At 44.6% G+C, this 23592-nt stretch carries 22 protein-coding genes and 2 tRNA genes; 12 read left to right on the forward strand and 12 right to left on the reverse strand.

Features of this window, described 5'->3' with window-relative positions:
• The first annotated feature begins 261 nt into the window (after positions 1 to 261).
• Together B5F78_RS10965 and B5F78_RS10970 are read left to right on the forward strand one after the other, a co-directional pair.
• Positions 262 to 1287: a L,D-transpeptidase family protein gene (locus B5F78_RS10965; protein WP_087406714.1), complete on the forward strand. Its 1026-nt coding sequence runs from the start codon at positions 262 to 264 to the stop codon at positions 1285 to 1287.
• 108 nt (positions 1288 to 1395) lie between these two features.
• Complete coding sequence (locus B5F78_RS10970; protein ID WP_022039919.1) at positions 1396 to 2133, forward strand: murein L,D-transpeptidase catalytic domain family protein; 738 nt, start codon at positions 1396 to 1398, stop codon at positions 2131 to 2133.
• Here the strand turns inward: B5F78_RS10970 and B5F78_RS10975 are convergent.
• Positions 2085 to 3455 carry an MATE family efflux transporter gene (locus tag B5F78_RS10975; RefSeq protein WP_087406715.1) on the reverse strand — a complete coding sequence of 457 codons (1371 nt, stop codon included), beginning with the start codon at positions 3453 to 3455 and terminating at the stop codon, positions 2085 to 2087. The genes B5F78_RS10970 and B5F78_RS10975 overlap by 49 nt on opposite strands.
• A 107-nt stretch (positions 3456 to 3562) precedes the next feature.
• Between B5F78_RS10975 and aspS the strand changes: the two genes are divergently transcribed.
• Both aspS and B5F78_RS10985 read left to right on the forward strand, forming a co-directional pair.
• On the forward strand, positions 3563 to 5320 hold the full coding sequence (gene aspS / locus B5F78_RS10980; protein WP_022039917.1) for an aspartate--tRNA ligase: 1758 nt from the start codon (positions 3563 to 3565) through the stop codon (positions 5318 to 5320).
• 43 nt (positions 5321 to 5363) lie between these two features.
• Positions 5364 to 5753, forward strand: coding sequence for a GtrA family protein (locus B5F78_RS10985; protein WP_022039916.1), 390 nt, complete (start codon positions 5364 to 5366; stop codon positions 5751 to 5753).
• 80 nt (positions 5754 to 5833) lie between these two features.
• On the opposite strand, the gene B5F78_RS10990 is transcribed toward B5F78_RS10985, so the two are convergent.
• From B5F78_RS10990 to B5F78_RS11010, 5 genes are all read right to left on the reverse strand, one after another.
• The gene (locus tag B5F78_RS10990; protein ID WP_022039915.1) at positions 5834 to 6262 is read right to left on the reverse strand and encodes an acetohydroxyacid synthase small subunit; all 429 of its coding nucleotides are present in this window, start codon (positions 6260 to 6262) and stop codon (positions 5834 to 5836) included.
• 113 nt (positions 6263 to 6375) lie between these two features.
• Positions 6376 to 7674, reverse strand: coding sequence for a phenylacetate--CoA ligase family protein (locus B5F78_RS10995; RefSeq protein ID WP_087406716.1), 1299 nt, complete (start codon positions 7672 to 7674; stop codon positions 6376 to 6378).
• A gap of 327 nt (positions 7675 to 8001) precedes the next feature.
• Positions 8002 to 8247, reverse strand: coding sequence for a hypothetical protein (locus tag B5F78_RS11000; protein WP_162608533.1), 246 nt, complete (start codon positions 8245 to 8247; stop codon positions 8002 to 8004).
• A gap of 94 nt (positions 8248 to 8341) precedes the next feature.
• Complete coding sequence (gene dapA / locus B5F78_RS11005; protein ID WP_087212173.1) at positions 8342 to 9235, reverse strand: 4-hydroxy-tetrahydrodipicolinate synthase; 894 nt, start codon at positions 9233 to 9235, stop codon at positions 8342 to 8344.
• 293 nt (positions 9236 to 9528) lie between these two features.
• A complete protein-coding gene (locus tag B5F78_RS11010; protein WP_022039911.1) occupies positions 9529 to 9726 on the reverse strand; it encodes a PG1828 family lipoprotein in 198 nt (65 codons plus the stop codon).
• A gap of 245 nt (positions 9727 to 9971) precedes the next feature.
• On the opposite strand from B5F78_RS11010, the gene mtaB reads away from it, so the two are divergent.
• A complete protein-coding gene (mtaB, locus tag B5F78_RS11015) occupies positions 9972 to 11300 on the forward strand; it encodes a tRNA (N(6)-L-threonylcarbamoyladenosine(37)-C(2))-methylthiotransferase MtaB (protein WP_087406717.1) in 1329 nt (442 codons plus the stop codon).
• A gap of 320 nt (positions 11301 to 11620) precedes the next feature.
• Entirely contained in the window at positions 11621 to 12640 is a 1020-nt protein-coding gene (locus tag B5F78_RS11020; RefSeq protein WP_204428046.1) for a glycosyltransferase family 2 protein, read from the forward strand.
• Between the two features lie 96 nt (positions 12641 to 12736).
• Here the strand turns inward: B5F78_RS11020 and folD are convergent, their stop codons facing one another.
• The gene (gene folD, locus B5F78_RS11025; protein WP_022039908.1) at positions 12737 to 13618 is read right to left on the reverse strand and encodes a bifunctional methylenetetrahydrofolate dehydrogenase/methenyltetrahydrofolate cyclohydrolase FolD; all 882 of its coding nucleotides are present in this window, start codon (positions 13616 to 13618) and stop codon (positions 12737 to 12739) included.
• A 364-nt stretch (positions 13619 to 13982) separates the two neighbouring features.
• Here folD and B5F78_RS11030 point away from each other — a divergent pair.
• The 3 genes from B5F78_RS11030 to B5F78_RS11040 all read left to right on the forward strand — a co-directional run bounded on the left by B5F78_RS11030 (position 13983) and on the right by B5F78_RS11040 (position 15431).
• Positions 13983 to 14056, forward strand: a tRNA-His gene (locus B5F78_RS11030).
• Between the two features lie 51 nt (positions 14057 to 14107).
• Positions 14108 to 14181 (forward strand) — tRNA-His (locus B5F78_RS11035).
• Positions 14182 to 14297: 116 nt separating this feature from the next.
• A complete protein-coding gene (locus B5F78_RS11040; RefSeq protein WP_225226423.1) occupies positions 14298 to 15431 on the forward strand; it encodes a hypothetical protein in 1134 nt (377 codons plus the stop codon).
• Between the two features lie 291 nt (positions 15432 to 15722).
• On the opposite strand, the gene B5F78_RS11045 is transcribed toward B5F78_RS11040, so the two are convergent.
• Together B5F78_RS11045 and pheS are read right to left on the reverse strand one after the other, a co-directional pair.
• Positions 15723 to 16922 carry an MFS transporter gene (locus B5F78_RS11045; RefSeq protein WP_022039905.1) on the reverse strand — a complete coding sequence of 400 codons (1200 nt, stop codon included), beginning with the start codon at positions 16920 to 16922 and terminating at the stop codon, positions 15723 to 15725.
• Between the two features lie 116 nt (positions 16923 to 17038).
• A complete protein-coding gene (gene pheS / locus B5F78_RS11050; protein ID WP_022039904.1) occupies positions 17039 to 18073 on the reverse strand; it encodes a phenylalanine--tRNA ligase subunit alpha in 1035 nt (344 codons plus the stop codon).
• A gap of 156 nt (positions 18074 to 18229) precedes the next feature.
• Between pheS and B5F78_RS11055 the strand changes: the two genes are divergently transcribed.
• From B5F78_RS11055 to B5F78_RS11065, 3 genes are all read left to right on the forward strand, one after another.
• Positions 18230 to 19093, forward strand: a complete 864-nt coding sequence (locus B5F78_RS11055; protein ID WP_022039903.1) for a DUF4348 domain-containing protein — start codon at positions 18230 to 18232, stop codon at positions 19091 to 19093.
• Positions 19094 to 19119: 26 nt separating this feature from the next.
• Complete coding sequence (murB, locus tag B5F78_RS11060; protein ID WP_087406711.1) at positions 19120 to 20130, forward strand: UDP-N-acetylmuramate dehydrogenase; 1011 nt, start codon at positions 19120 to 19122, stop codon at positions 20128 to 20130.
• Positions 20131 to 20244: 114 nt separating this feature from the next.
• Complete coding sequence (locus tag B5F78_RS11065; protein ID WP_022039900.1) at positions 20245 to 21021, forward strand: MBL fold metallo-hydrolase; 777 nt, start codon at positions 20245 to 20247, stop codon at positions 21019 to 21021.
• A 114-nt stretch (positions 21022 to 21135) separates the two neighbouring features.
• Here B5F78_RS11065 and B5F78_RS11070 read toward each other — a convergent pair whose 3' ends face one another.
• From B5F78_RS11070 to B5F78_RS11080, 3 genes are read right to left on the reverse strand one after another with little or no spacing between them, the layout of a single operon-like run.
• The gene (locus tag B5F78_RS11070) at positions 21136 to 21747 is read right to left on the reverse strand and encodes an IbrB-like domain-containing protein (protein ID WP_087406712.1); all 612 of its coding nucleotides are present in this window, start codon (positions 21745 to 21747) and stop codon (positions 21136 to 21138) included.
• A complete protein-coding gene (locus B5F78_RS11075) occupies positions 21744 to 23039 on the reverse strand; it encodes a DUF3440 domain-containing protein (protein ID WP_087213046.1) in 1296 nt (431 codons plus the stop codon). Before B5F78_RS11075 ends, B5F78_RS11070 begins: the two co-directional genes overlap by 4 nt.
• A complete protein-coding gene (locus tag B5F78_RS11080; protein WP_087406713.1) occupies positions 23036 to 23437 on the reverse strand; it encodes a hypothetical protein in 402 nt (133 codons plus the stop codon). Before B5F78_RS11080 ends, B5F78_RS11075 begins: the two co-directional genes overlap by 4 nt.
• Between the last annotated feature and the right edge of the window lie 155 nt (positions 23438 to 23592).

Here is a 23592-nt window from a genome sequence, read left to right on the forward strand (position 1 = left end):
ACGAAGAACAGGAGCGAAAAGGACCAAAAAATCGCCCAAAGCACACACGAAAACAGATACATCAAGCCAAGAAAAACTTTTTGGAGAAATTCAAAACAGCTTCTTAGTTGCTGGTAGGAACTTGGGTATCTTTCTTGTGTCGGGATAAGGATGTAAGGAATAAAAGGAACAAAATACGTGGTTCGTTTGTTATTATCTTGACAACTAATTTTGAAAATGGGAAAAAATGCTTATCTTTGTATAAACCTTAACCTGCCTGCTATGAAGAGAGAGGTTTTACTGGTCGCGTGTGTGATGTGTCTGCTGCTTTTGGGATGTGAGAAACAGCAGGTGCAGACTTTTTCGGTGTCTGATAAGCTGGAAATCATTTCGGACATGGTTTCGCAAAGAGAAGCTTTAGGCTCTTCCAGGCAATTGGATGCTTCGGATATTCTTTTGACAAAAGATTTACTTTACGATCAGCATACACTGGAAGATATCTATCCCTATGGCGATACGGTGCGTAGCTTTAAGTGGGAAATCATTCGCAAATGTTTGGCATTCATAGAAAATATGCAACGTGATGAGGTGGATTGGGTTGTGCTTCGAAACTATAAGAATCGTAATGGAGAAGCAGCTTTGGTACATCGGTATGTGCGGAACGTATATGGGAGGGTGGCAGACACATGTGGTGTGGAGCGTTATCAGTCAATACCTTTCTATGAGCCGAATGACTCGTTAGTGCCTGTTCGATACGGGCGCGATGGTTCACTGGCTTATCTGAAGGACCGGGAAGGTAGTTTCTTGCGTATCGTTCCTGTGACGGCGGAAAGTGAATGGCTTGTTCCGTCGCGATACGTCAGACAGCTTCCTGCGGGCATAAAGTTCCACCATGCGGTATTCGTCGACCGGCTCGATCAGAACATCACTACACTGGAGTGGACAGGAGAAGGGCAATGGACCATTCGAAGTATGAATCCGGCAACGACAGGTATGCACCGTCCACCATATGCACAGGAGACCCCGCTAGGAATGTTTTTGTTGCAAGAAAAGAAAGAGCGGATGGTGTTTTTGAAAGACGGTGGTTCCGGTGTAGGAGGGTATGCTCCATATGCATCTAGATTTACGAACGGTGCCTATTTGCATGGCGTGCCGGTTAATGTTCCACAAACCCGGATGGTAGAATACAGTTGGTCACTAGGTACGATTCCCCGTTCACATATGTGTGTGCGCAATGCTACTTCGCATGCTAAGTTCATTTTCGATTATCTGCCAACCGAGGCTACGCTTGTAGTAATTATTGAGTAGTTGGAAATACAGAAGCATTGTGGAAATATTATTTTGAGAAATCCGTGTAATCTGTGGTGGGAAAATTATTTATTTTGTAACTTTGCAGCCGTATTCTAAATTGATTTCATGCTGCGTATTTTCTTGATTATTTTGATGATGGTAGCTTCCGTATGTAGCTCTGTGCTTTGTCGGTCGGAAGAAAAGAAAGATGCTCCACAAGTGAAGATTGTGGATCGTTGCCTCCAATTGTATCACGAGATGGACTTGGAAGGACGGGTGAATTATATTGCTTTCCGTCAGGCAGTGACGGGTTATTACCGTATCGGACAGCGGAAACGGGAGGTGCTGACCCTTATCGACTTTTCGAAGCCTTCTACGCAGGAACGTTTGTACGTGTTCGATATGAAGCAGAAAAAAATGCTGTTCTCTTCGGTGGTGGCACATGGGAAGAACAGTGGGAACATCTATGCTACTTCGTTCTCAAACGAAGACGGTTCACACAAAAGTTCGTTGGGGTTTTATTTAACTGAATCAACGTATCAGGGCAGAAATGGTTATTCGCTGTTGCTGGAAGGATTGGAAAAAGGTATCAACGATCGTGCCCGTCAGCGTGCCATCGTGATGCACGGGGCTGCGTATGCCAATCCTTCTGTCATTCGTAATGGTGGGCGTTTGGGAAGGAGTTTCGGTTGTCCTGCTGTCCCTCAGAAGTTATGCCGTCCTATCATTGACGCCATTAAGGGTGGTAGTGTGATGTATATCTATGCCGCCAAACCCAGCTATCTGGCGCAAAGCTCAATCTTGCACGCGGAGGGTCAGGAAAGAGAAGAGGCAGGTATCAGTCTGGAAGCGGCCTTGCGGTAATACCACCATCCGAAGAGGTCAGCCAGTGCCCAGCCGATGGGAATGGACCACCAGATGCCATGTACGCCAATAGAAGGAATAGAGGCCAGTCCGTAAGCTAATGCGACACGGGTACCGAGCGAAAAGACGGTGAGCACTACCGACATGCCTGGCATGCGGATGGCACGGAAAAGTCCGTAGAGCATGAAAAGGTATCCGATACCTACGTAAAAACTGCCTTCCACACGTAAGTATTCTACTCCAATAGCGATAATTTCGGTTTCATTGGCATCGATAAAAAGCTGCATCAAAGGACGGGCAAAGACAAAGACCGCTGCCGAGATGCATAGACAAAAGCCGGTGATGAACCATAGCGTATTGTGTATTCCTTTTTTTATCCGTTCGAATTTCTTAGCACCGAAGTTTTGGGCAATGAAGGTGGAAAAAGCATTCCCGAAGTCCTGTACAGGCATATAAGCAAAGGTATCAATCTTGACAGCGATGGCAAAGGCTGCCATTACGGCGGTACCGAAACTGTTGACTAACCCTTGCACCATCAGAATGCCAAAGTTCATTACCGATTGTTGCATGCATGTAAGTGAGGAATAAGTGGCTATCTCCCGGATGGATTGTCTGTTGATGCGGATATGTTTCCATTTTAGCCGGAATATTGGGAAGCGGTAGAGGGTATACAGGCAAAGTCCTACACCCGATACGATTTGTGAGATGACGGTGGCTACTGCTGCTCCTGTCACGCCCCAGTGGAAGATTGCGATGAATACTAGGTCAAGTACAATATTGAGTATCACTGATATACCTAGAAAAGCGAGGGGTACGATGGAATTGCCTAAGGCACGGAGCAGGAAAGCATAATAATTATAAAGGAATGTGCTGAAGATACCGATGAATATCACCAACAGGTAGTCATGCATCATTCCAGTGATTTCGGCAGGAGTTTGCAGCCAGCGGATAATAGGATGGACGAATATCAGTGACAGCGTGTTGATGATGAGAGTAATACCGCCTGTCAGAAGGAGTGATGAGACCAGGCTTCGTTTCATTCCCTCGTAATCTTTTGCTCCATATTGCAGAGAGAATACGGCTCCTGTACCCATACAAAGCCCGATAAAGATGGAGGTAATGAACACCATCAGCGAATAAGCCGACCCTACCGCTGCCAGTGCATCGGCACCTAGGAAGTGTCCAACGATGAGTGTGTCGGCTATGTTGTAGCATTGTTGAAGCAGGTTTCCCAACATCATCGGGATAGCGAAACGCAGCATTGTGCCCGTGATGCTACCTTTTGTCAGGTCGCCCGCTGAAGTATGGTCCTGTATGTTCATGGCTTTGTCTTTACGTTTGCTGCCGCAAAGATATTGCATAAATCAAAAACATATACTACCTTTGCCTAAATTTATAGTCAAACTTGGATTTATAAACCTTATATGATATGTTCAGAAGTCATACTTGTGGTGAGCTGAGACTCGCCGATGCAGGCAAAAACGTGACGCTCGCCGGCTGGGTGCAGCGTACGCGTAAGATGGGAGGGATGACCTTTGTGGATCTTCGTGACCGATATGGCATCACCCAATTGGTGTTTAATACAGAAGTGAATGCAGAACTGTGCGAGCGAGCCAATCACTTGGGACGTGAATTCGTTGTTCAGGTAATGGGCGTGGTGAGCGAGCGTTCCAGCAAGAATGCCAACCTTCCTACTGGTGAAATCGAAATCATCGTGTCGGAATTGAATGTGCTGAATGTGGCACAGACCCCTCCGTTTACGATTGAAGATAATACAGACGGCGGCGATGACCTCCGGATGAAATACCGCTACCTGGATTTGCGTCGTACTGCCGTGCGCAAGAATCTGGAGTTGCGCCACCGGATGACAATGGAAGTGCGCCGTTACTTGGACAGCAAAGGCTTCCTCGAAGTGGAAACTCCGATGCTTATCGGGTCTACGCCCGAAGGTGCGCGCGATTTTGTAGTGCCTTCACGCATGAATCCGGGACAATTTTATGCTTTGCCCCAGTCTCCGCAGACGTTGAAGCAATTACTGATGGTGTCGGGGTTCGACCGTTATTTCCAGATTGTGAAATGTTTTCGAGATGAAGATCTTCGTGCTGACCGTCAGCCTGAGTTCACACAGATTGACTGTGAGATGAGTTTTGTGGAACAGGAAGACATCATCCAGATGTTTGAAGGGATGGCAAAGCATCTGTTCAAGGAATTGCGTGGTGTGGAACTGACTGAGTCGTTCCAGCGTATGCCATGGGCCGATGCAATGAAGTATTATGGTAGCGACAAGCCCGACTTGCGTTTCGGCATGAAGTTTGTCGAACTGATGGATATATTGAAAGGTTATGGCTTCTCAGTATTCGACAATGCAGCGTATATCGGCGGTATCTGTGCTGAGGGGGCGGCGCATTACACTCGCAAACAACTTGATCAGTTGACTGAGTTTGTGAAGCGTCCGCAAATCGGTGCGAAAGGCATGGTCTATGCCCGCGTGGAAGCCGATGGTAACGTGAAATCAAGTGTCGATAAATTCTATGCTCAAGATGTACTTCAGCAGATGAAAGAGGCTTTCGGTGCCAAACCGGGTGATTTGATATTGATATTGAGTGGTGACGATGCGATGAAAACTCGCAAACAGCTTTGCGAATTGCGCCTGGAGATGGGTAACCAGCTGGGCTTGCGCGATAAGAATAAGTTTGCCTGCTTGTGGGTGGTAGATTTCCCGATGTTTGAATGGAGTGAGGAAGAAGGTCGCCTGATGGCAATGCACCATCCGTTTACCCATCCTAAAGACGAAGACATTCCTTTGCTAGATACAGACCCGGCTGCCGTGCGTGCCGATGCTTATGATATGGTGGTCAACGGCGTAGAAGTAGGGGGTGGTTCTATTCGTATCCACGATTCAGCGCTTCAGGAGAAAATGTTCGAAATTCTGGGATTCACACAGGAAAAGGCGCAAGAGCAGTTCGGCTTCCTGATGAACGCCTTTAAGTTCGGTGCACCTCCTCATGGCGGATTGGCATATGGTCTCGACCGTTGGGTATCGCTCTTTGCCGGTCTTGACAGCATCCGCGACTGTATTGCATTCCCAAAGAACAATTCCGGTCGTGACGTAATGTTGGATGCTCCAGGCTATCTTGACCAGAAGCAGCTGGACGAATTACATCTGCAAGTAGTGAAAGAAGACTGACCCAAAAAGGCACTGGTCATCGTTATCTCTTAAAAGAAGTTGAATGAAAGAATCTGTACGCGTCATCCGTTTTGCTATCGTAGGCACGCTCAATGCTTTGATTACTGCGTTTGTGGTATGGCTGCTGATGCATATCGAGGGTGAAAGTTACATCACGGCGAATATCATTGCTTATGTCGTGGCGCAGATTCACAACTTTATTTGGTGTAAATATTGGATATTCCCTCTTGAGCCTGGCAATAAGAAGAACAGCATCTGGCATCAGGTGTTGTTCTTTGCCGGTGCCTTCCTGCTGGCCTACAGCATGCAGTTCCTTTTCCTGCTGATGTTGGTGGAGTTGTTTTACTGCAATGAGTATCTGGCTCAGTTTCTGGGACTTTTCATCTACGGTGCGGTCAACTTTATCACCAACCGTCACATTACTTTCCGCTGATGTCATTTCGCAAACATCCCTTGCAGTGGCGTATGCGATATGCTACTGCAAGGGATGTTTGCGGATATTCATTAAAAACATTATGCCATTTTCAGCAGGTGCTGTTCTTCGATGTAATTCAGTCCTTTATCGAGTATGACTTTACGGGTTTCTTCCGGGCTGTCAGTCCGGAATACCAAGATGCCTTTGCCCGAAAGTAGGAATGAATAGAGGTAGGAAATACCTATCCCTGCCTGGCTGAAGCTTCGAATGGCATCGGCTGCACGTCCCGGTTGGTTATCGAGCATGATGGCGAACACGTCCGAAAGATTTGCTGAGATGCCTGCCTGTTTCAATGTTTCGTAAGCGCGCATCGGTTCGGAACAGATGATTCGGTAGATACCATATTCTACTGTGTCGGAAATGGTGGAAGCGATAAGTTGGATATTCGCTTCTTTCAGTAGTTCGAGCACCTGAAGCAATGTGCCCGACTTGTTTTCTACAAATACAGATAACTGGTGGATGGTCATATTTTATGCTTTTTAGGTTTACAAGAACAAGCTCTGACGAGGTTGGCAAAACTCTGAATATTCAAGGCTATTTAAAGCTTTGTCACCTTATCAGCTGATGCCTTGTGTTGGTATTATATCAATGTTTTTCTTAAGTCTTTCACGCGTATGGCTTTACCTTCCTGCTGGGGCAGGCTGCCTTTAGGTACGAGTTTGACGCGCGGAGTTATCAATATTTCGTCTTTCAACTGGCGGGTGATTTCCTTGGTTAGTCTTTGCAGGAAACCATAGTCATCGGTAAAGTCGTTCAGTTCTACTTCTACGGTCATTTCGTCATTCGCTTCCAGATTGGTCAGCGTGATGAGGTATTCGTTACCCAGTTCCTTAAATTGCATCAGAATGTTTTCTATCTGGATAGGGAAGATGTTCACACCCTTCAAGATTATCATGTCATCGCTCCGGCCTTTCATGCGGTCCAGTCGTTTGTGGTGACGTCCGCAAGGACAGTCACCTGGCAAGATGCGTGTCAAGTCACGTGTGCGGTAGCGCAGGAGGGGCATTGCTTCGCGGTTGATGGTAGTCAGCACCAGTTCGCCTATCTCACCTTCAGGTACCGGTTCCAGTGTTTCCGGATCTACGATTTCCACGATGTAATAGTCTTCCCAAATGTGCAGACCATTCTGTTCGGGACACTCGAATGCCACTCCCGGACCACACATTTCAGACATTCCGAAAGAGTTGTATGCCTTTACGCCTAACATGTCCTCGATGCGCCGGCGTTGTTCGTCCGAATGTGGTTCAGCTCCGATAATCAAGGTACGGAGCTTTGTATCGCGGTGCGGGTCAATGCCCATCTCTTCCATTACCTCATAAAGTCGTCCGGCATAGCTGGGAATGGCGTGTAGCGCGGTAGTGCCGAAGTCGGTGATAAACTTGATTTGCCGCTTGGTGTTTCCAGCTGCTGCAGGTACGGTGAGCATTCCAAGCCGTTCGGCACCATATTGGAATCCCAGTCCACCGGTGAACATTCCGTAGCCCGATGAATTTTGGAAAATGTCACCTTTGCGTAATCCTACCATGTAGAGGCAGCGTGCTACGGCATTTGCCCATTCATCCAGGTCGTGTTGGGTATGCAGGATGACGGTAGGTGTGCCCGTTGTGCCACTGGACGAGTGCAGGCGTACCACTTCTTCCAGCGGAACAGCCGAAAGCCCGAATGGATAATGGTCACGCAAGTCTTGCTTGGTGGTAAAAGGTATTTTCTGTAAATCGTCCAGCGAGCGTATGTCTTCCGGCCTGAGGCCGTTCTCGGTGAAGCGTTGTTTATAGAAAGGAGAGCGCATGCAGCGTTGCAATGTTTGTTGCAGCCTCTCCATTTGAAGCCGTTCTATCTCCGGGCGAGTCATTGTTTCCAGTTCCGGATGCAAGTACATTTGTTCGTGTTTCATAGTTTTTTCTGAGATGTAATGTATTTAGTGTGAACATTCTGAGATGTCATCTTTAATTGTTTTATGAATGTCCGCAATCAGCCAATTCGCTGAGTTGAAAATGCAGTAGTACTGCCTTTGCTGATGCAGTATATATTCATAAGCCGATGCAGTATATATTCATAAGCTGATGCAGTATATGTTCATAAGCTGATGCAGTATATATTCATTTTTCAGGGGTATGCATTGACTGTTTGCGGACATTCATTAATTGTTTTCCTTTTTGATTGGTGCCGTTATAAACATGGTAGAAAAATCTTATACTTAAGTGCTTTATATTTTATGTTGAGACTTGACTGGGACAGATTTTGTTTTCTTTGAATCCTTTGCTCTCTGAGGTTTAAGAGATTGAGAAGCTGTTTTGAATTTCTCCAAAAAGTTTTTCTTGGCTTGATGTATCCGTTTTCGTGTGTGCTTTGGGCGATTTTTTGGTCCTTTTCGCTCCTGTTCTTCGTCAGATAGCCCGCTATCTTCCTCATCACAGAAGCGGAAATGCCTCAAAAACTCATCCCAAATCATCGCACGATAAATTCAAAACAGCTTCTGAAGTTTCATTAGGAAGTATAAGATTTTTCATTGTTTTTACAGGCTGGTTAATTATTTTGAACTTTCATCAGCACTTTATTTTCAGTTCGTTCAAAATGCAACGCATTTTTTCAAACGTAGTGATGCGGGTAGGTACCAAAGGAAGGCGCAGGCGGTTCTTTATCATCCCCATCATGCTAAGCATGGCCTTCACTCCTGCCGGATTACCGTCAACAAAGAGTAGCTTAAATAATTCAGTAAACTGGTGATGGATAGCCAATGCGCTAGGATAATCACCGGCTAGTGCCAAACGGGTCATACGGCTGAATTCTCGTGGAAATGCATTTCCTATGACTGAAATGACTCCTACAGCTCCCAATGTAATCAGAGGAAAGGTAATGCCGTCATCGCCTGAAATAACATCGAAATTGGTTGGTTTGTTTTTTATGATGTCATCCATTTGTGTAATGTTTCCCGAGGCTTCTTTAATGGCTACGATGTTTTCGAAATCACGTGCCAGGCGCAACGTCGTTTCAGCTGTCATATTTACACCCGTGCGTCCAGGTACGTTATAAAGTACTACCGGCAATTTAGTAGCTTGTGCGATGGCTTTGTAATGTTGGTAAATCCCTTCTTGTGACGGCTTATTATAGTAAGGTACGGCAACGAGTACGGCATCTACTCCTGTCATATCATCATTTTTTAACGTGTCAACTACAGTTTGGGTACAGTTACTGCTCACGCCTAACAGAATGGGAACTCTTCCGTTTACTCGTTCTATGACAGTTTGTTTTATCTTTTTCTTTTCGTCAGCCGTCAGTGTTGGGGTTTCTGCTGTGGTTCCCAGTACACATAAGAAGTCTGTGCCATTTTGGATCTGATATTCCACCAACTTAATAAGTGCATCATAATCCACACTTCCGTCTTCATTAAAAGGAGTGACTAATGCCACTCCCATTCCTCTCAACTTTCTTCGTATCATAATCAAAATATAAACGTGATCTATTAGCTTCACAAAAATACGAATATTTTTTTTTTAAAAACAAATATGCCCTTAATTATTTAACGTTGTAAAGTCAACCGACCCATGCAATTTAAAATTGATTTAAAGAATTCGTTCGTTTCCACAAACGAAGATATGCTTCATCTGCCATTCCAGTTACTTGCTACACTTCGCGGTGCCGGTTTGCTGACGGGGTAGGGGAAAGGTTATAAAAAAAGTCTGTAGGCTGAGCTTACAGACTTTTCAATTCTCTCTAATTGTTCGAGATTGGATTATTCAGCAACTACTGAATCAGTAGCAGCGGCAGCTGTTGAATCAACTGCTGTAGAATCCATTACCGGAGCAGCTTCTTCTACAGTTTCAACTGTTGCTGAAGAATCTACAGTGCTTTCAGTGTTAGCTGCTTTGTTTCCGCAAGATGCAAAAGAAACAGCAGCAAATGCTACGAACAAAAATACTAATTTTTTCATTTTCTTTGCTTTTTTAAATCTGTAATACTTATGTTGTCTTCTTAAAACGCTGCAAAGATATAGAGTTTTTTAATAGGTTGTTCATGAAAACCGGTTTTTTTTTGAAAAAAATATGTTTGGTAAAGGAATCTGAACGTACAAAGTGTAAAAATGCGATTCTCTGATGCCGGTTAGCGATGGTCTGCAAAATAATGTGTAACTTTGCATTCCCTGAATCAGGATTAATTATACACCTTATTATATATATGACAGATAATTCTATTTTTCGCAATAAGAAAGCGGCCTATTGCACCTTGGGATGCAAGTTGAATTTTGCCGAAACATCTACAATAGGAAAGATGCTGAAAGAAGCAGGCGTACAGACAGTGCAGAAAGGAGAAAAGGCGGATATATGCGTAATCAACACCTGTTCGGTGACTGAGGTCGCTGATAAAAAGTGCAGGCAGGCGATTCATCGGATGGTGAAAGAGCATCCGGGAGCTTTCATCGTGGTGACAGGATGTTATGCACAGCTGAAACCGGAACAAGTGGCGGGCATTGAAGGGGTAGACTTGGTATTGGGTGCCGAGCAGAAAGGAGATTTGATGAAATACTTGGGTGGGCTGGAAAAGCGTGCTCATGGCGAAGCAGTGACTTCACTTCAGCAAGATATACATACATTTGTGCCTTCTTGTTCAAGGGGAGACCGTACCCGTTATTTCCTGAAAGTACAGGACGGATGTGATTATTTCTGCTCGTATTGTACGATTCCTTTTGCACGTGGAAGAAGCCGGAATGGTAAAATTGCTGATTTGCGGGAACAGGCACGACAGGTTGCAGCAGAAGGTGGTAAGGAAATAGTATTGACGGGAGTCAATATCGGTGATTTTGGTAAAAGCACCGGTGAGACATTCCTTGAGCTGGTGCAGGCACTGGATGAGGTGGAGGGAATCGAACGGTACCGGATCTCTTCGATTGAACCAAACTTGTTGACCGATGAGATTATTGCGTTTGTAGCTCAATCGAAACGGTTTATGCCTCATTTTCATATTCCATTACAATCGGGATGCGATGAAGTGTTAAAATTGATGCGCCGGCGCTACGACACGAAGCTGTTTGCTTCGAAGGTGCAAACGATCAAATCGTATATGCCTGATGCGTTTATCGGTGTGGATGTGATTGTGGGGACGCGTGGGGAGACACCCGGCTATTTTGAGCATACCTATCAGTTTATTGAGGGACTGGATATAACCCAATTGCATGTATTCAGTTATTCGGAACGTCCGGGTACGCAAGCCTTAAAGATAGATTATGTAGTCTCTCCGGAAGATAAGCATATACGAAGCCAGCGTCTGCTTGCTCTGTCGGACGAAAAAACAACAGCCTTTTATGAAAGACATATTGGTCAGGAAGCTGTTGTCTTGATGGAACATGCTAAGGCGGGAGCACGAATGCATGGCTTTACACCGAACTATATACGGGTAGAACTGGAAAATAAAGAAGGCTTGGACAATAATTTAGTGCGTGTACAGCTGGGTGAAATGAATGCCGATGGGACAGCATTAAAAGGAATCTTGTGTGGAAAGTTGGATTGATTTGGATGTTTTAACATTTCCGGAGCAGTGAAAATAAGACTTGTTGCATTCTATTGGTGCCGGTGGACAAATGGGAACCGATCCTGTAGAAGTTTTATTGTAATTTCAGCTCATTGGCGCTTGTTGTTTTGCAATAAAGTTGTATATTTGTAAGAAGCTGTTTTGGATTTATCGCCCAAAGCACACACGAAAACGGATACATCAAGCCAAGAAAAACTTTTTGGAGAAATTCAAAACAGCTTCTACATAGAGTCGGTATTTGTGTTTCCCTGGCACGTGTTTGTTGTTAATCTTATAAGGAATAAGAATGTATGAGTAAGATAAATGTAGCTGTTGTCATTTTGAATTGGAACGGTGCAGAGATGCTCCGCAAATTCTTGCCTTCTGTATTGACCTATTCACAGGGAGAAGGTGTGAAAGTGTATGTAGCCGACAATGCATCGACAGATGATTCATGTGCGGTTGTGGAAAAAGAGTTTCCTGAGGCTTGCTTGATGAGGCTGGATCAGAATTATGGCTATGCGGGTGGGTATAACAAGGCATTAAAGCAGATAGATGCAGAATACGTGGTGTTGTTGAACAATGATGTAGAAGTGGGGAAAGGCTGGTTGGAGCCTATGGTGAAATATATGGACGAACATCCGCAAGTGGCAGCCTGCCAGCCTAAAATCTTGAGCTGGCGGGTAAAGACTAATTTCGAATACGCTGGGGCGGCAGGTGGATTTATCGACCGGTATGGTTATCCGTTCTGTAGGGGACGGGTGCTGGATGAGATAGAGGAAGACCGTGGACAGTATGATTATAATATACCGATATTCTGGGCTACAGGGGCGGCGTTGTTTGTCCGGCGGAATGTATATTGGGAAGTGGGAGGTCTGGACGAACGCTTTTTTGCCCATATGGAAGAAATAGATTTTTGTTGGCGGTTGCGTAGCCGGGGGTATCGTATTGTCTGTTTGCCGCTATGTGAAGTATATCATGTAGGAGGGGCTACTTTAAAGACAAGTGACCCGAAGAAAACTTATTTGAATTTTCGAAACAACTTGCTGATGCTTTATAAAAATTTGCCAGCTAAGGAGTTGAAGCGTGTAATGCGTGTCCGGCTGATATTGGACTATCTGGCAGCTGGTTTCTTTGCTTTGCGTGGGAAAGTAGGGGAAGCACGTGCTGTGTTGAAAGCACGTTGTGACTATGTGGCCATGCGACCTCAGTTTGAAACGGACCGCAAAGAGAATTTGCAGAAATCAGTCAATACTGATATTGGGGAGCGATATCGTTTCAGTCTGCTGTGGCGAGTACAGGGAAGAAGGAAGAGAACGTATGAAGAGTTGATAGGATAACTCTTTATAGAATGTTTATTGAGGGTATATCAAAATAAAGGACGGCTATCAAAATGAAAGCTAAGTCCTGTTTTGATACACCCTCAAAACAGTTTTTTATTTGTAAATAGCTTTTTTCCCAGCCAGCAGGGTGTTCCGCATCAATGAAACGATAGTCATGGGGCCTACACCTCCTGGCACAGGTGTGATGAAGGAGCATTTAGGAGCTACCTCATCGAATTTTACGTCTCCAGTCAGTTTGAATCCTGATTTTTTTGTTGCATCTGGAACGCGGGTAGTGCCTACGTCAATAATAACCGCTCCTTCTTTTACCATATTTGCTTTTACGAAGTTGGGTTGTCCCATGGCGGCTATGATGATGTCTGCTTCTTGGCATTCTTTTACAAGGTCTGCACTGTGGCTATGACAAACGGTCACTGTGGCATCGCCCGGATAATTTTTTTGCATCATCAGCATCGCCATCGGTTTGCCTACAATGTTGCTTCTTCCCAGTACGACACATTTCTTTCCTTGTGTTTCGATGTGGTACCGTCTGAATAATTCCATGATTCCGTTGGGAGTGGCTGAAATATAGCAGGGGAGTCCGATAGACATGCGTCCTACATTAATGGGGTGAAAGCCGTCTACGTCTTTGCGGTAGTCTATCGTTTCGATTACCTTCTGTTCGGATATGTGTTTGGGCAAAGGCAACTGGACAATAAAACCATCGATGTCTTCATCGTCGTTTAACTCACAGACTTTTGCCAGTAGTTCTTCTTCGGTCACGTTGTCTTCGTAGCGGATCAATGTGGACTTGAAACCGCATACTTCACATGCTTTTACTTTCGATGCCACGTAGGTCTCACTTCCACCATCGTGACCCACTAAAATGGCAGCCAGATGCGGACGTTTTCCTCCATGGGCAACAATGTCTGCTACTTCTGCTGCAATTTCTTGTTTAATCTGTTCAGAAATAGCTTTTCCATCAATCAATGTCATATTTCTTCTGTTTAAATTGTTTAATATATTAATGCTCTAACAAAATTAATATTTTCCATTCATATCATCTAGTATATTTGTTTCTTTATGCTTTATTAACCCAGCATCCGTAGCGGTAAAATGAAATGCCTGAAAGAATTTGTGAAATCAGTGTCGGAAGGCATAAATGCTACGCTGTAGAAGATAATCTTTTCCAATATCGGATAATCCTCTCCGTCACTGAGGGTAATCTGCATGATTTAAATGCGTTTGTTCTGTGTTTTCTGTGTTTTTGTCTGTTCCCGAATAAAAAAACATTGGAAAAGTTTGCAGATTCAAAATTAATGTTTACCTTTGCACTCGCTTTTGAGAGGTAATCAACATGGTGACTATAGTTCAGTTGGTTAGAGCGTCAGATTGTGGTTCTGAATGTCGTGGGTTCGAGTCCCACTAGTCACCCTCACTTAAAAAACCTCTTCGGAGTAATTCATTACATTTTATACCAACATGGTGACTATAGTTCAGTTGGTTAGAGCGTCAGATTGTGGTTCTGAATGTCGTGGGTTCGAGTCCCACTAGTCACCCACACTTGGGTATCAGGCAGTGAGTATATAAATGTATATTCACTGCTTTTTCTTTTTTAAATATTCCCTATTGGATTTGTACTTTTTTAATTAATTGCCTATATTTGCAAAAAAATATGAATAATATGGTCGGTAAGGTAGGTGTTATCGTTTCTATTGTTCTTTTCTGCATAGCAGTAGGAGTTTATAGCTTTGTCCAACTCAGTGTGGCTGATAAGGGCAAGGATGTCGATTTGTTGTCTTTTGTGCCATTGGAGAGTGTTGGCTTGCTTGAAACTGATAATCCTGACTTCTTGGCTAATGAATTTCCACAAACCACTTATGGTTTGCAATTGGATACATTGCGGCAGAGTGGTTTGTTCCCGATGGTACTTAATGCCGTATTTCCGAATGCAGACAGTACGGTACATCGGCTGAGCAATGGCATTGAAAGAATGATGATCAGTTTTCATGCACCAATGTCGGCGCGTAATGTCGTAATGTATTTCCGTACCCACGGTTCGGGAAGAGAGTTTTTACAGCGGATGATGCAGCGCCAAGGGAGAAGGTTTGTGCCTAAGAAAGAGTCGTATCGAGGTAGCGATATAGATATCTATGCACTCGAAAACGGTGATTTTATAGCTGCTTATTGTGGCAAGGGTTTTTGTGTCCTTAGTTATCAGAAAAGCTTGATAGAGCAAGTGATTGATGCCCGTAAAGATGATGTTTCGTTGCGTGAGGATGCTGTGTTTATGGAATGTTACGAAGGAAAGGCTGTCAATTTTATTACATTGTACGGGCATGCTCCTTCACTGCCTTTCCTGGTAAGGGATTGTGCGAGTTGCTGGAGCAGTTTTGATATCCATTTAAACAGTGAGGTGTTTTATTTGAGTGGTTCGATGGTATTGCCGGATTCATGCCGGTTTCGTGTCACAGACCGGCTGTATCAAATGGATTCAGTTTCTGAAGATGGCTTGCTGGTGTTGTCGGGACAAGAAAAGGTGGATTCGTGTATATCGCGTATGATAAGCATTCCACAACATACTTTATTCGAAGAATGTGTATCGAATCTTTCGCGTGATGCCTCTTTTATTTTTGTGGCGGATATGGATAAGTTGAAAGGAGGGGATATGTTGCAGGTTGGTGGATTTTATTTGCCCAAATTTGTGATGCAGCATGTCGATTTGTTCCGCTCATTCATTTTTTCTGCCCAGGTGACAAAAGTCGGCAACAAGTATTCGCATATCATTGTTTTCACGTATAAGAATTAAAATGATTTTCTTTTTATACGATGCGCAAATAATGTTGCGAGAAGAGTAAGAGCCTGTTTAAATTTTCCAATAAAGTAATATTCTATCAGGTTCTTTTGCGTTTGTTTCCGGTCTGTTTTCCCGATTTTATTCGTCAGATAGCCCGCTATCCTTTCTCATAAAATCAGAAAAACATCCTCGAAAACAATTCGCAAAATTAACTTGAGCAAAATTTAAACAGGCTCTAAGAAACCGTTTTGAATTTATCGTGTGCTGATTTTCTGTACAGCTTGTCTTTCCGTTTATTCGATTTTATCTCAACCGGTGACGTTGAAAATGGGGACCTGCTTTCAAGTGAAAATAGGTCATGGATACGATTGTAAGTATGGCTCCGAACAGGTATGCGTCTCTGAACGAAGCGATTTCGGCAATGTATCCGCCCAGCAGCATGCCGATTCCAAGCCCTACATCCCACGAAGTAAGGTAAGTACTGGTGGCGGTCGCACGCTGGTTGTTGGGAGCCAGGTTTACGAATAACGTATTGTAGGCAGGAAACATGGTGCCGAATCCAATGCCCAAAAGCAAGGCGACTGAAAAGAACAGACTCGTTGTGAAAGCATAGTTCCACTCTATCAGCCAGCCGCAAGCGGTCAGGGCAAAATAGCAGAGGCATACCAGATATAGTCCGGCATTGATGACTTGCGTGATTTTCCCTTTGTCGACCAGCCGTCCGCTGAACATGCGGCTGATAGCCATGCCTACAGCCATCAGGGTAAAGAAGAATCCGGTTTCGGCGGTGATGCCGATTTGCCGGGCATACATTGCCACGTAATTGGTCGTCATGCCGTAAGGGATGGAAAGCAGAAGCAGGCTGAGTCCGGCGGGAAGCCCTTTCAATAAGATAAAGCGGTCGAGCGATATCGGTTCGCGTTTGACCGGCGGTTTATAAGGGGTCTTTACCAGGCTGGCTGCGATAAAGCCCAAGATGCATGAACCGAGTCCATAAGAAAAAATGGCGATGTAAGATGTACCTGCGCTATGAAGGAACAATCCGAACATCGGTCCGACAGACATGGCGAGGTTGTTAGCCAGTCCGTAATAGCCCAAGCCTTCCCCTCTTCGTGATGAAGGCATGATGTCGATGACTACGGTATTTCCTCCTACGGTCACCATCCCGAACGAAATGCCGTGGATGATGCGGTAGATGATAAACATGGTCAGTGCGCCGGCAAAGATGTAGCCGGCGAAAATCAATGTGAAAACAAAATAGGCAAACAGGTATAAGGGCTTGCGTGCGAAAGTATCAAGCAAGTATCCCGAAAACGGGCGGATGCAAAGTGAAGATACAGTATAACATGACAAGACAATGCCGATAGTGGTATTTGAAGCATGGAAAATTTCCGAAAGATAAAAGGGAAGCACCGGAACCAAGAGCCAAAAGCCGAAGTAGAGAAGGAAATTGGCGGCAAGGATGCAACAATAACTTGGGGTAATAAGCCGTTGCTTTTCCATAAACAGGAGTGTTAGGGTGAGGTTAATTAATAGTTAACAATTAATAATTAATAGGGATCAGCGGATGTTCCTACCCTTAACTATTAATTATTAACTATTAATTATTAACTGTTTATTTAGTTTGCCGCTTCGAATTCTTCAAGGAAGCGGGTGTCGTTTTCCGAGAACATGCGCAAGTCCTTTACCTTGTATTTCAGGTTGGCAATGCGTTCTACGCCCATGCCGAAGGCATAGCCTGAATAAACTTTGCTGTCGATGCCGCAAGCGTCGAGCACAGCAGGGTCTACCATGCCGCATCCCAAAATTTCCACCCAGCCGGTATATTTGCAGAACGGGCATCCTTCTCCACCACAGATGTGGCAACTGATATCCATTTCGGCACTGGGTTCGGTGAACGGGAAGTAGGAAGGGCGCAGACGGATTTTGGTTTCAGGTCCGAACATTTCTTGGGCAAATTGCAGCAAGACCTGTTTCAGATCGGTGAACGATACGTTCTTGTCTACATACAGTCCTTCTACCTGATGGAAGAAGCAATGGGCACGGTAGCTGATGGCTTCGTTGCGGTACACACGTCCCGGGCAGATGACACGGATAGGAGGTTGGGTCACTTCCATGGTGCGTGCCTGTACGCTACTGGTATGCGTGCGCAGGATGATGTTCTTGGTCACATCGTCCGGATTGGTCTCTACGAAGAAGGTATCCTGCATGTCGCGTGCCGGATGGTCGGGAGCGAAATTCATCTTTGTGAATACGTGCAGGTCGTCTTCCACTTCCGGACCGTCGGCAATGGTGAATCCCAGACGGCTGAAGATATCAATGATCTGGTTGCGCACGATGTTCAGCGGATGGCGTGTGCCCAGTCCGATGGGATAGGCCGTACGGGTCAGGTCAATGCCCGACATGTCGGCATCCTGGTTCTCGAATGTCTCTTTCAGGGCGGCTATGCGTTCTTGTGTACGGGTTTTCAGTTCGTTCAGTTTCATGCCCACTTGTTTCTTCTGTTCGGCGGGCACATTCCGGAAGTCTGCCATCAAGGCATTGATGATTCCCTTTTTGCTCAGGTACTTGATGCGGAGCGCTTCCAGTTCTTCTGTGTTCTGGGCGTTCAGCTGATCTACTTCTTGAAGTAATTCTTCTATTTTCGTTATCATAACCTATTCTTTAGTTTTCTTATTTTTAGCGCAAAGGTAAGGATTTAAACTGAATTATTGTCTTTTTCTTCCGACAAAAAAGAAAACTACAGGTCTTTTATCCGATAAAAGAAAAAAAGAAGTAATTTTGCGCTTGATTTTTCAGAAGCACTAAATATGAAAAAAATTGTATTCGGATGTTGTTTGCTTGTATTGGCAACAACCTCCTGCGGAGGTGGAAAGAAAAAGATAGATCCTTTTGAGACGCTGACGAGTGAGATAGATTCGTTGTCTGCTGCGCCCGACACGATGGTGATTGACACGGCTCCTGTCCGTCCGGAAGTGATTCCGGCTACAGCCGATGAGAGTTTTGCCGACTTTTTCTACAACTTTGCTTCGAATGAACGTTTCCAACATTCGCGTGTGATGTTTCCTCTTTCTTTTTACAAAGGGAAGAATGTGGCACGTATAGCGAAAGATGAGTGGAAGTATGATCCTTTGTTCAGCCGTGATTTGGTGTATACCGTACTTTTTGATAAGGAAGAGGAAATGGAATTGGAGAAAGATACGGCTGTACGGAGTGTGCAAGTGGACTGGATTTATTTGAAAGAACGGAAGGTGAAACGTTATTACTTCCAGCGTGTCAGTGAGACTTGGTTTCTGGAAGCAATCAATCAGGAGAAACTGGCACAGGCGGAAGAGGGAAAGGAAGACTTCTTCGATTTTTATTATCGTTTTGCCAACGATTCGGTTTTTCAGGCTGAAAGACTTGCCAATCCGTTGTCGTTTGTGACGGTTGATCCGGAAGATGAATTTCAGATTCTGGAAACTACACTTGATGAAGGGCAATGGTTCTCGTTTCGTCCGCCTTTGTTGAAGGAACGGTTGACCAATGTGCATTATGGACAAGAGTCATTGCCTGATACAGATACGAAAATCATTGAATTTAAAGGGTTCGGAAATGGATTCAGCAATACATTGTACTTCAAGCGTCGGGGTGGAGAATGGAGGTTGAAACAGTTTGAGGATTTGAGCGATTGACAGCTTCTTCAATAAAAACAAAGAGAATGAAAGATTTACGAAATTATTCCTTGTTGTCTCATAATACGTTTGGTATGGATGTACATGCCAAACGGTTTGTAGAATACGAATCGGAAGAAGAACTTTGTGCGTTTCTGAGGCAAAAGAATACTCCTTTGCCACTTTTGCCTGTCGGAAGCGGGAGTAACCTGCTCTTTTTGGATGATTTCTCCGGTACGGTACTTCATTCTGCCATTCAAGGTATCCGTGTGGTACGCGAGAATGAGGAGGAGGTAGAAGTGTGTGTCGGTTCGGGAGTCGTGTGGGACGAATTTGTGGCATATGCCGTTTCCCATGGCTGGTATGGAGCCGAAAACCTTTCGTTAATACCTGGAGAAGTGGGGGCTTCGGCTGTGCAGAATATCGGCGCATACGGAGTCGAAGTGAAGGACTTGATAACAAAGGTGGATACATTATGCATAGCCACGGGTGAACATCGCCGCTTCTCGAATGCCGAATGCCGTTATGCCTATCGCCAAAGCGTTTTTAAGCGAGAGATGAAAGGATGCTATATCGTGACTAAGGTCTTTTTCAGGTTAAGCAAGAAGCCGGTGTGGCATTTGGATTATGGGAATATCCGTGCCGAACTGGAGAAAGCCCATGCGGAGCTTACGCTCGAGACGTTGCGTGCCGTGATAATCCGCATCCGGAAAGCCAAATTGCCCGACCCGGTGGAGGTGGGGAATGCGGGAAGTTTCTTTATGAATCCGGTGATTCCGTTGGCTCAGTACGAAGCGTTGCGCGTGTCATATCCTGATATGCCTCATTATCCGGCTGGAGAAGGGAAGGTGAAAGTGCCTGCCGGATGGCTGATAGACAGGTGTGGATGGAAAGGTAAAAAGCAAGGGAAAGTAGGTGTGCACGATAAGCAGGCATTGGTATTGGTGAATTTAGGGGGAGCTACGGGTGAAGAGGTCCGCTGCTTGGCAGAGGATGTGGCGGATTCGGTAAAAGAAAAGTTCGGCATCGTGATTGTGCCCGAAGTGAATTATATTTAGTTCTTAAGTTTTTAAGTTCTTAAGTTTTTAAGTTCTTAAGTTTTTAAGTTTTAAACTCTTAAACGTTTTGACTCACAAACTCACAAACTCACAAACTTACAAACTCATTAGTATATGAAAATAACGGTATTGGGAAGCGGCACTTCCACAGGTGTGCCGCAGGTTGGGTGTACGTGCCCGGTCTGTACGAGTGCAGACTCGCGTGATAACCGGTTGCGCTGTTCGGCACTGGTAGAAACAGAAGGGGTTCGTATCTTGATAGATTGTGGACCTGACTTTCGGGAGCAAGCCCTTCGTTTGCCTGATTTTCATCCCATAGATGGTGTATTGATTACTCACGAACATTACGATCACGTGGGCGGACTGGACGATTTACGTCCGTTTTGCAAGTTTCGGGATGTGCCGGTATATGCCGAGGCTTATACGGCAGACCGTTTGGTAAAACGTATTCCTTATTGTTTCGACGAGCATCCTTATCCGGGTGTTCCTCGTATTCCACTGACGAAAATCGAGCCATACGTGCCTTTTCAGGTCACAAACGATGCAGGTCATTCGGTCGAGGTTGTGCCTTTTCGTGTGATGCACGGCCGGCTTCCTATATTGGGTTTTCGTATTGGCAAAATGGCATGGATTACTGATATGTCTTATTTGCCTGATGAGTCGTATGCATACGTGAATGGGGTGGATTGTCTGTTTATGAATGCCTTGCGCATCCAGCCTCATCCTACACACCAGTCTTTGGCAGAGGCGTTGAACCAGGCAGGACGTATACAGGCGCGTGAAACCTATTTTATCCACATCAGCCATCAGTTAGGCCTGCATGCCGAGGTTGAGAGAAAACTTCCGCCTTGTGTGCATCTGGCTTTCGATGGTGAAGTAGTCCGATTATAAAATAAGGAAGAGAAAGTCAAAGAAAATCACAAGCTGCTTAATAGCTTTATAAGGCAGCTTCCTATACGTGGAACGTTTTTTCCCTAGACTTTCCTCTATTCCTCTTCTTGGCATTTATTTTTCGATTTCGCTCTTTACAGCATTTTCTTCTGTATTTTCAGGGTCGGGCAGATAAGTGGGCTTAGCTGGTGGAATCGTAAAGTTTTTATCGATAAAAAGTTCGGCAAGTCCGGATATCTGTTTCAGGCGGAGCAGTTCATCGCGGTCCATCCCGATGTTTTTCATTATCCATTGGTCGCTCATGCCAGCTTTGTCCAATTCGGATACGATGTGCGACATAAGGTCTACATCGTGTGTTCCCCGTGCGCGGTTGTGTCGGATGGTAGAACCGATACGGTTTGACAGGTCTTTATCGATTATTACTACCGGAAGCATACCTTTCTCACGTTCGTATATGCGTTTTGATTTTTTTAATACACTATATCGGTGAAAACCGTCTACCAGTATATACTCATCTTTTTCATGGTCGTAGTAACACACACAAGGCATGGTAAAGCCATCTTCCCAAATAGACAATTCGAGCAATTTCATTTCAGGCGGTGCCACTTTGTTCGGATTGTAATCGTTGGCATGTACTTTTTCTACTGGTACGGCAATGACATTGTATACCGGACTTTTATAGTTTTGGGGGATAGGTTCCTCAAGTTGTTCTTTTTCCTTTCTCATCTCCAGATATGTTTGTAATTTTCCATTATTTGGTTTTTCTTGCTGATTTCTTCCTTGTTGGGCGAGAATCCCATGTATTTGCAGGCATGGTCATTTCGTAAGATGCAAATACACATTCGTTTGTAAGTAGGGATTTCGCGGAACTCGGGAATGTCGATATCTTCCTGATATTCCATACGTACAGGATGTTTATGGGTTTTGTAGTTGCTTTTGTCCACGATTTCTATAGGTATTTTGGCATCAATCAGTTTTTGGATGACTTCATCGCTCAAACATCCTCCTTTGTTCCGCCAGAATTTAATGCTGACATCCAAGCGGCGCAGGTAGCCGTTCCTTGTTTCTTCGGGAAGGGTGGATAGGAGGAAAAACATAAATGATTTCCATGTGTAGCCTTTGGGAAGTTTGATTTTGTTGCGGGCGGTAGCATGGGTAGAACCATAGATACCGGCAAAATTGACTCCGTTCACACGGCCTATCATACGTCCCCACATGTCGGGGTCGATTGCTTTATAAAGAGACAGGCTTTCGATGGCTTCTCCGATAAACGGACTGGCTACGCGCATACGTTCGATACTGACTCCTGCTTTGTAGTATAAGTCATACAGATGATTGTAGTCCCAGCCGAATTTTGCATTGGCTACCCATACATCGGAGGTGCGCCAATCATAGAGTGGATAAGCGTTGTAGATGTCATTGTTAATTTTGCAAGTCCAGATATAGCGGTGGTATAATAACATTTTAGGAGTCTGGTAGATGCATCGCCAGCGGTTGAAACTCTCTTGTGTGCGGATTCCTACCAGGCAACAGGTGCGTATGGCTTTCTTTTTTTCATGAAGCCAACTGGCAAAGTAAAGTTGAAAGTCGTAATCCCACATTTCTGGCTTGAATCCTGGAAAATTGTCTGCGGTAGTGGCATCATTGGGCATGGGGCGTACCCAGATGTCTTTTTTGTCTTCTTCCCAAGGGCGCCAGTAGGATTGGTACATTGATGTGCTGGTAGCTACCCGGAATGGGACGCAGATGCGGTATACATCTAGAATGTCTTTATTTGCTTCAAAGATACGTTCTACATAGTCGATAGTCATTTTGTATTGCACTTCATAGTCCATGAAGTAAACTCCCAGCTTGCGGTTCAGCTTATGACTTCGGATATAATCGATACACATGTTCAGCAAGACCCCACTGTCTTTTCCACCCGAAAAGGATACATATACATTGTCAAATTCCTTGAAAATAATGTCAAGCCGTTCTTGTGCCAGCTGGTAGACATTTTTAGCTGTTGTCTCTTTCATTTTCTTTCCATTTTTATGTAAAGCTTCCATTCCTTGATGGTGCTGAAACCTAGTCTGATGAACAATTCTTTATGCACAGTCTGTACCAGTGCGGTCAGATGGGGTGTATCGCCTGTATAGTAGGCACATACGGTTTGTAATAAGTCGGTCAGGATTTCATCATGCCCTTCCTTTTGTGCGTAATAATTATTAATGAGGCATTCGCTCGCTTTATTTTCAATCGGAATAAAACCGATGGCTTCATTTTGTTTGTTGACGGCAATGTACCAACGGAATTTTTTCCCGGTTTTGAAAGGGTATCGGTTGTTGTATCGGAGTACATCAGGATTCATTACAAGCGGTCCGATCAATGGGTATAATTGTTTATCAGTTCCTTCTAATTGAATGATGTGTGTCATACGTGAATGTTTTGAATGTTCTGCAAATATACGAAATCATCGGTTAAAAATAAGAAGCTGTTTTGAATTTCTCCAAAAAGTTTTTCTTGGCTTGATGTATCCGTTTTCGTGTGTGCTTTGGGCGATTTTTTGGTCCTTTTCGCTCCTGTTCTTCG

It is taken from the genome of Bacteroides sp. An279, assembly GCF_002159615.1.
In the GTDB taxonomy this organism is placed as follows: Bacteria; Bacteroidota; Bacteroidia; order Bacteroidales; family Bacteroidaceae; genus Phocaeicola; species Phocaeicola intestinalis.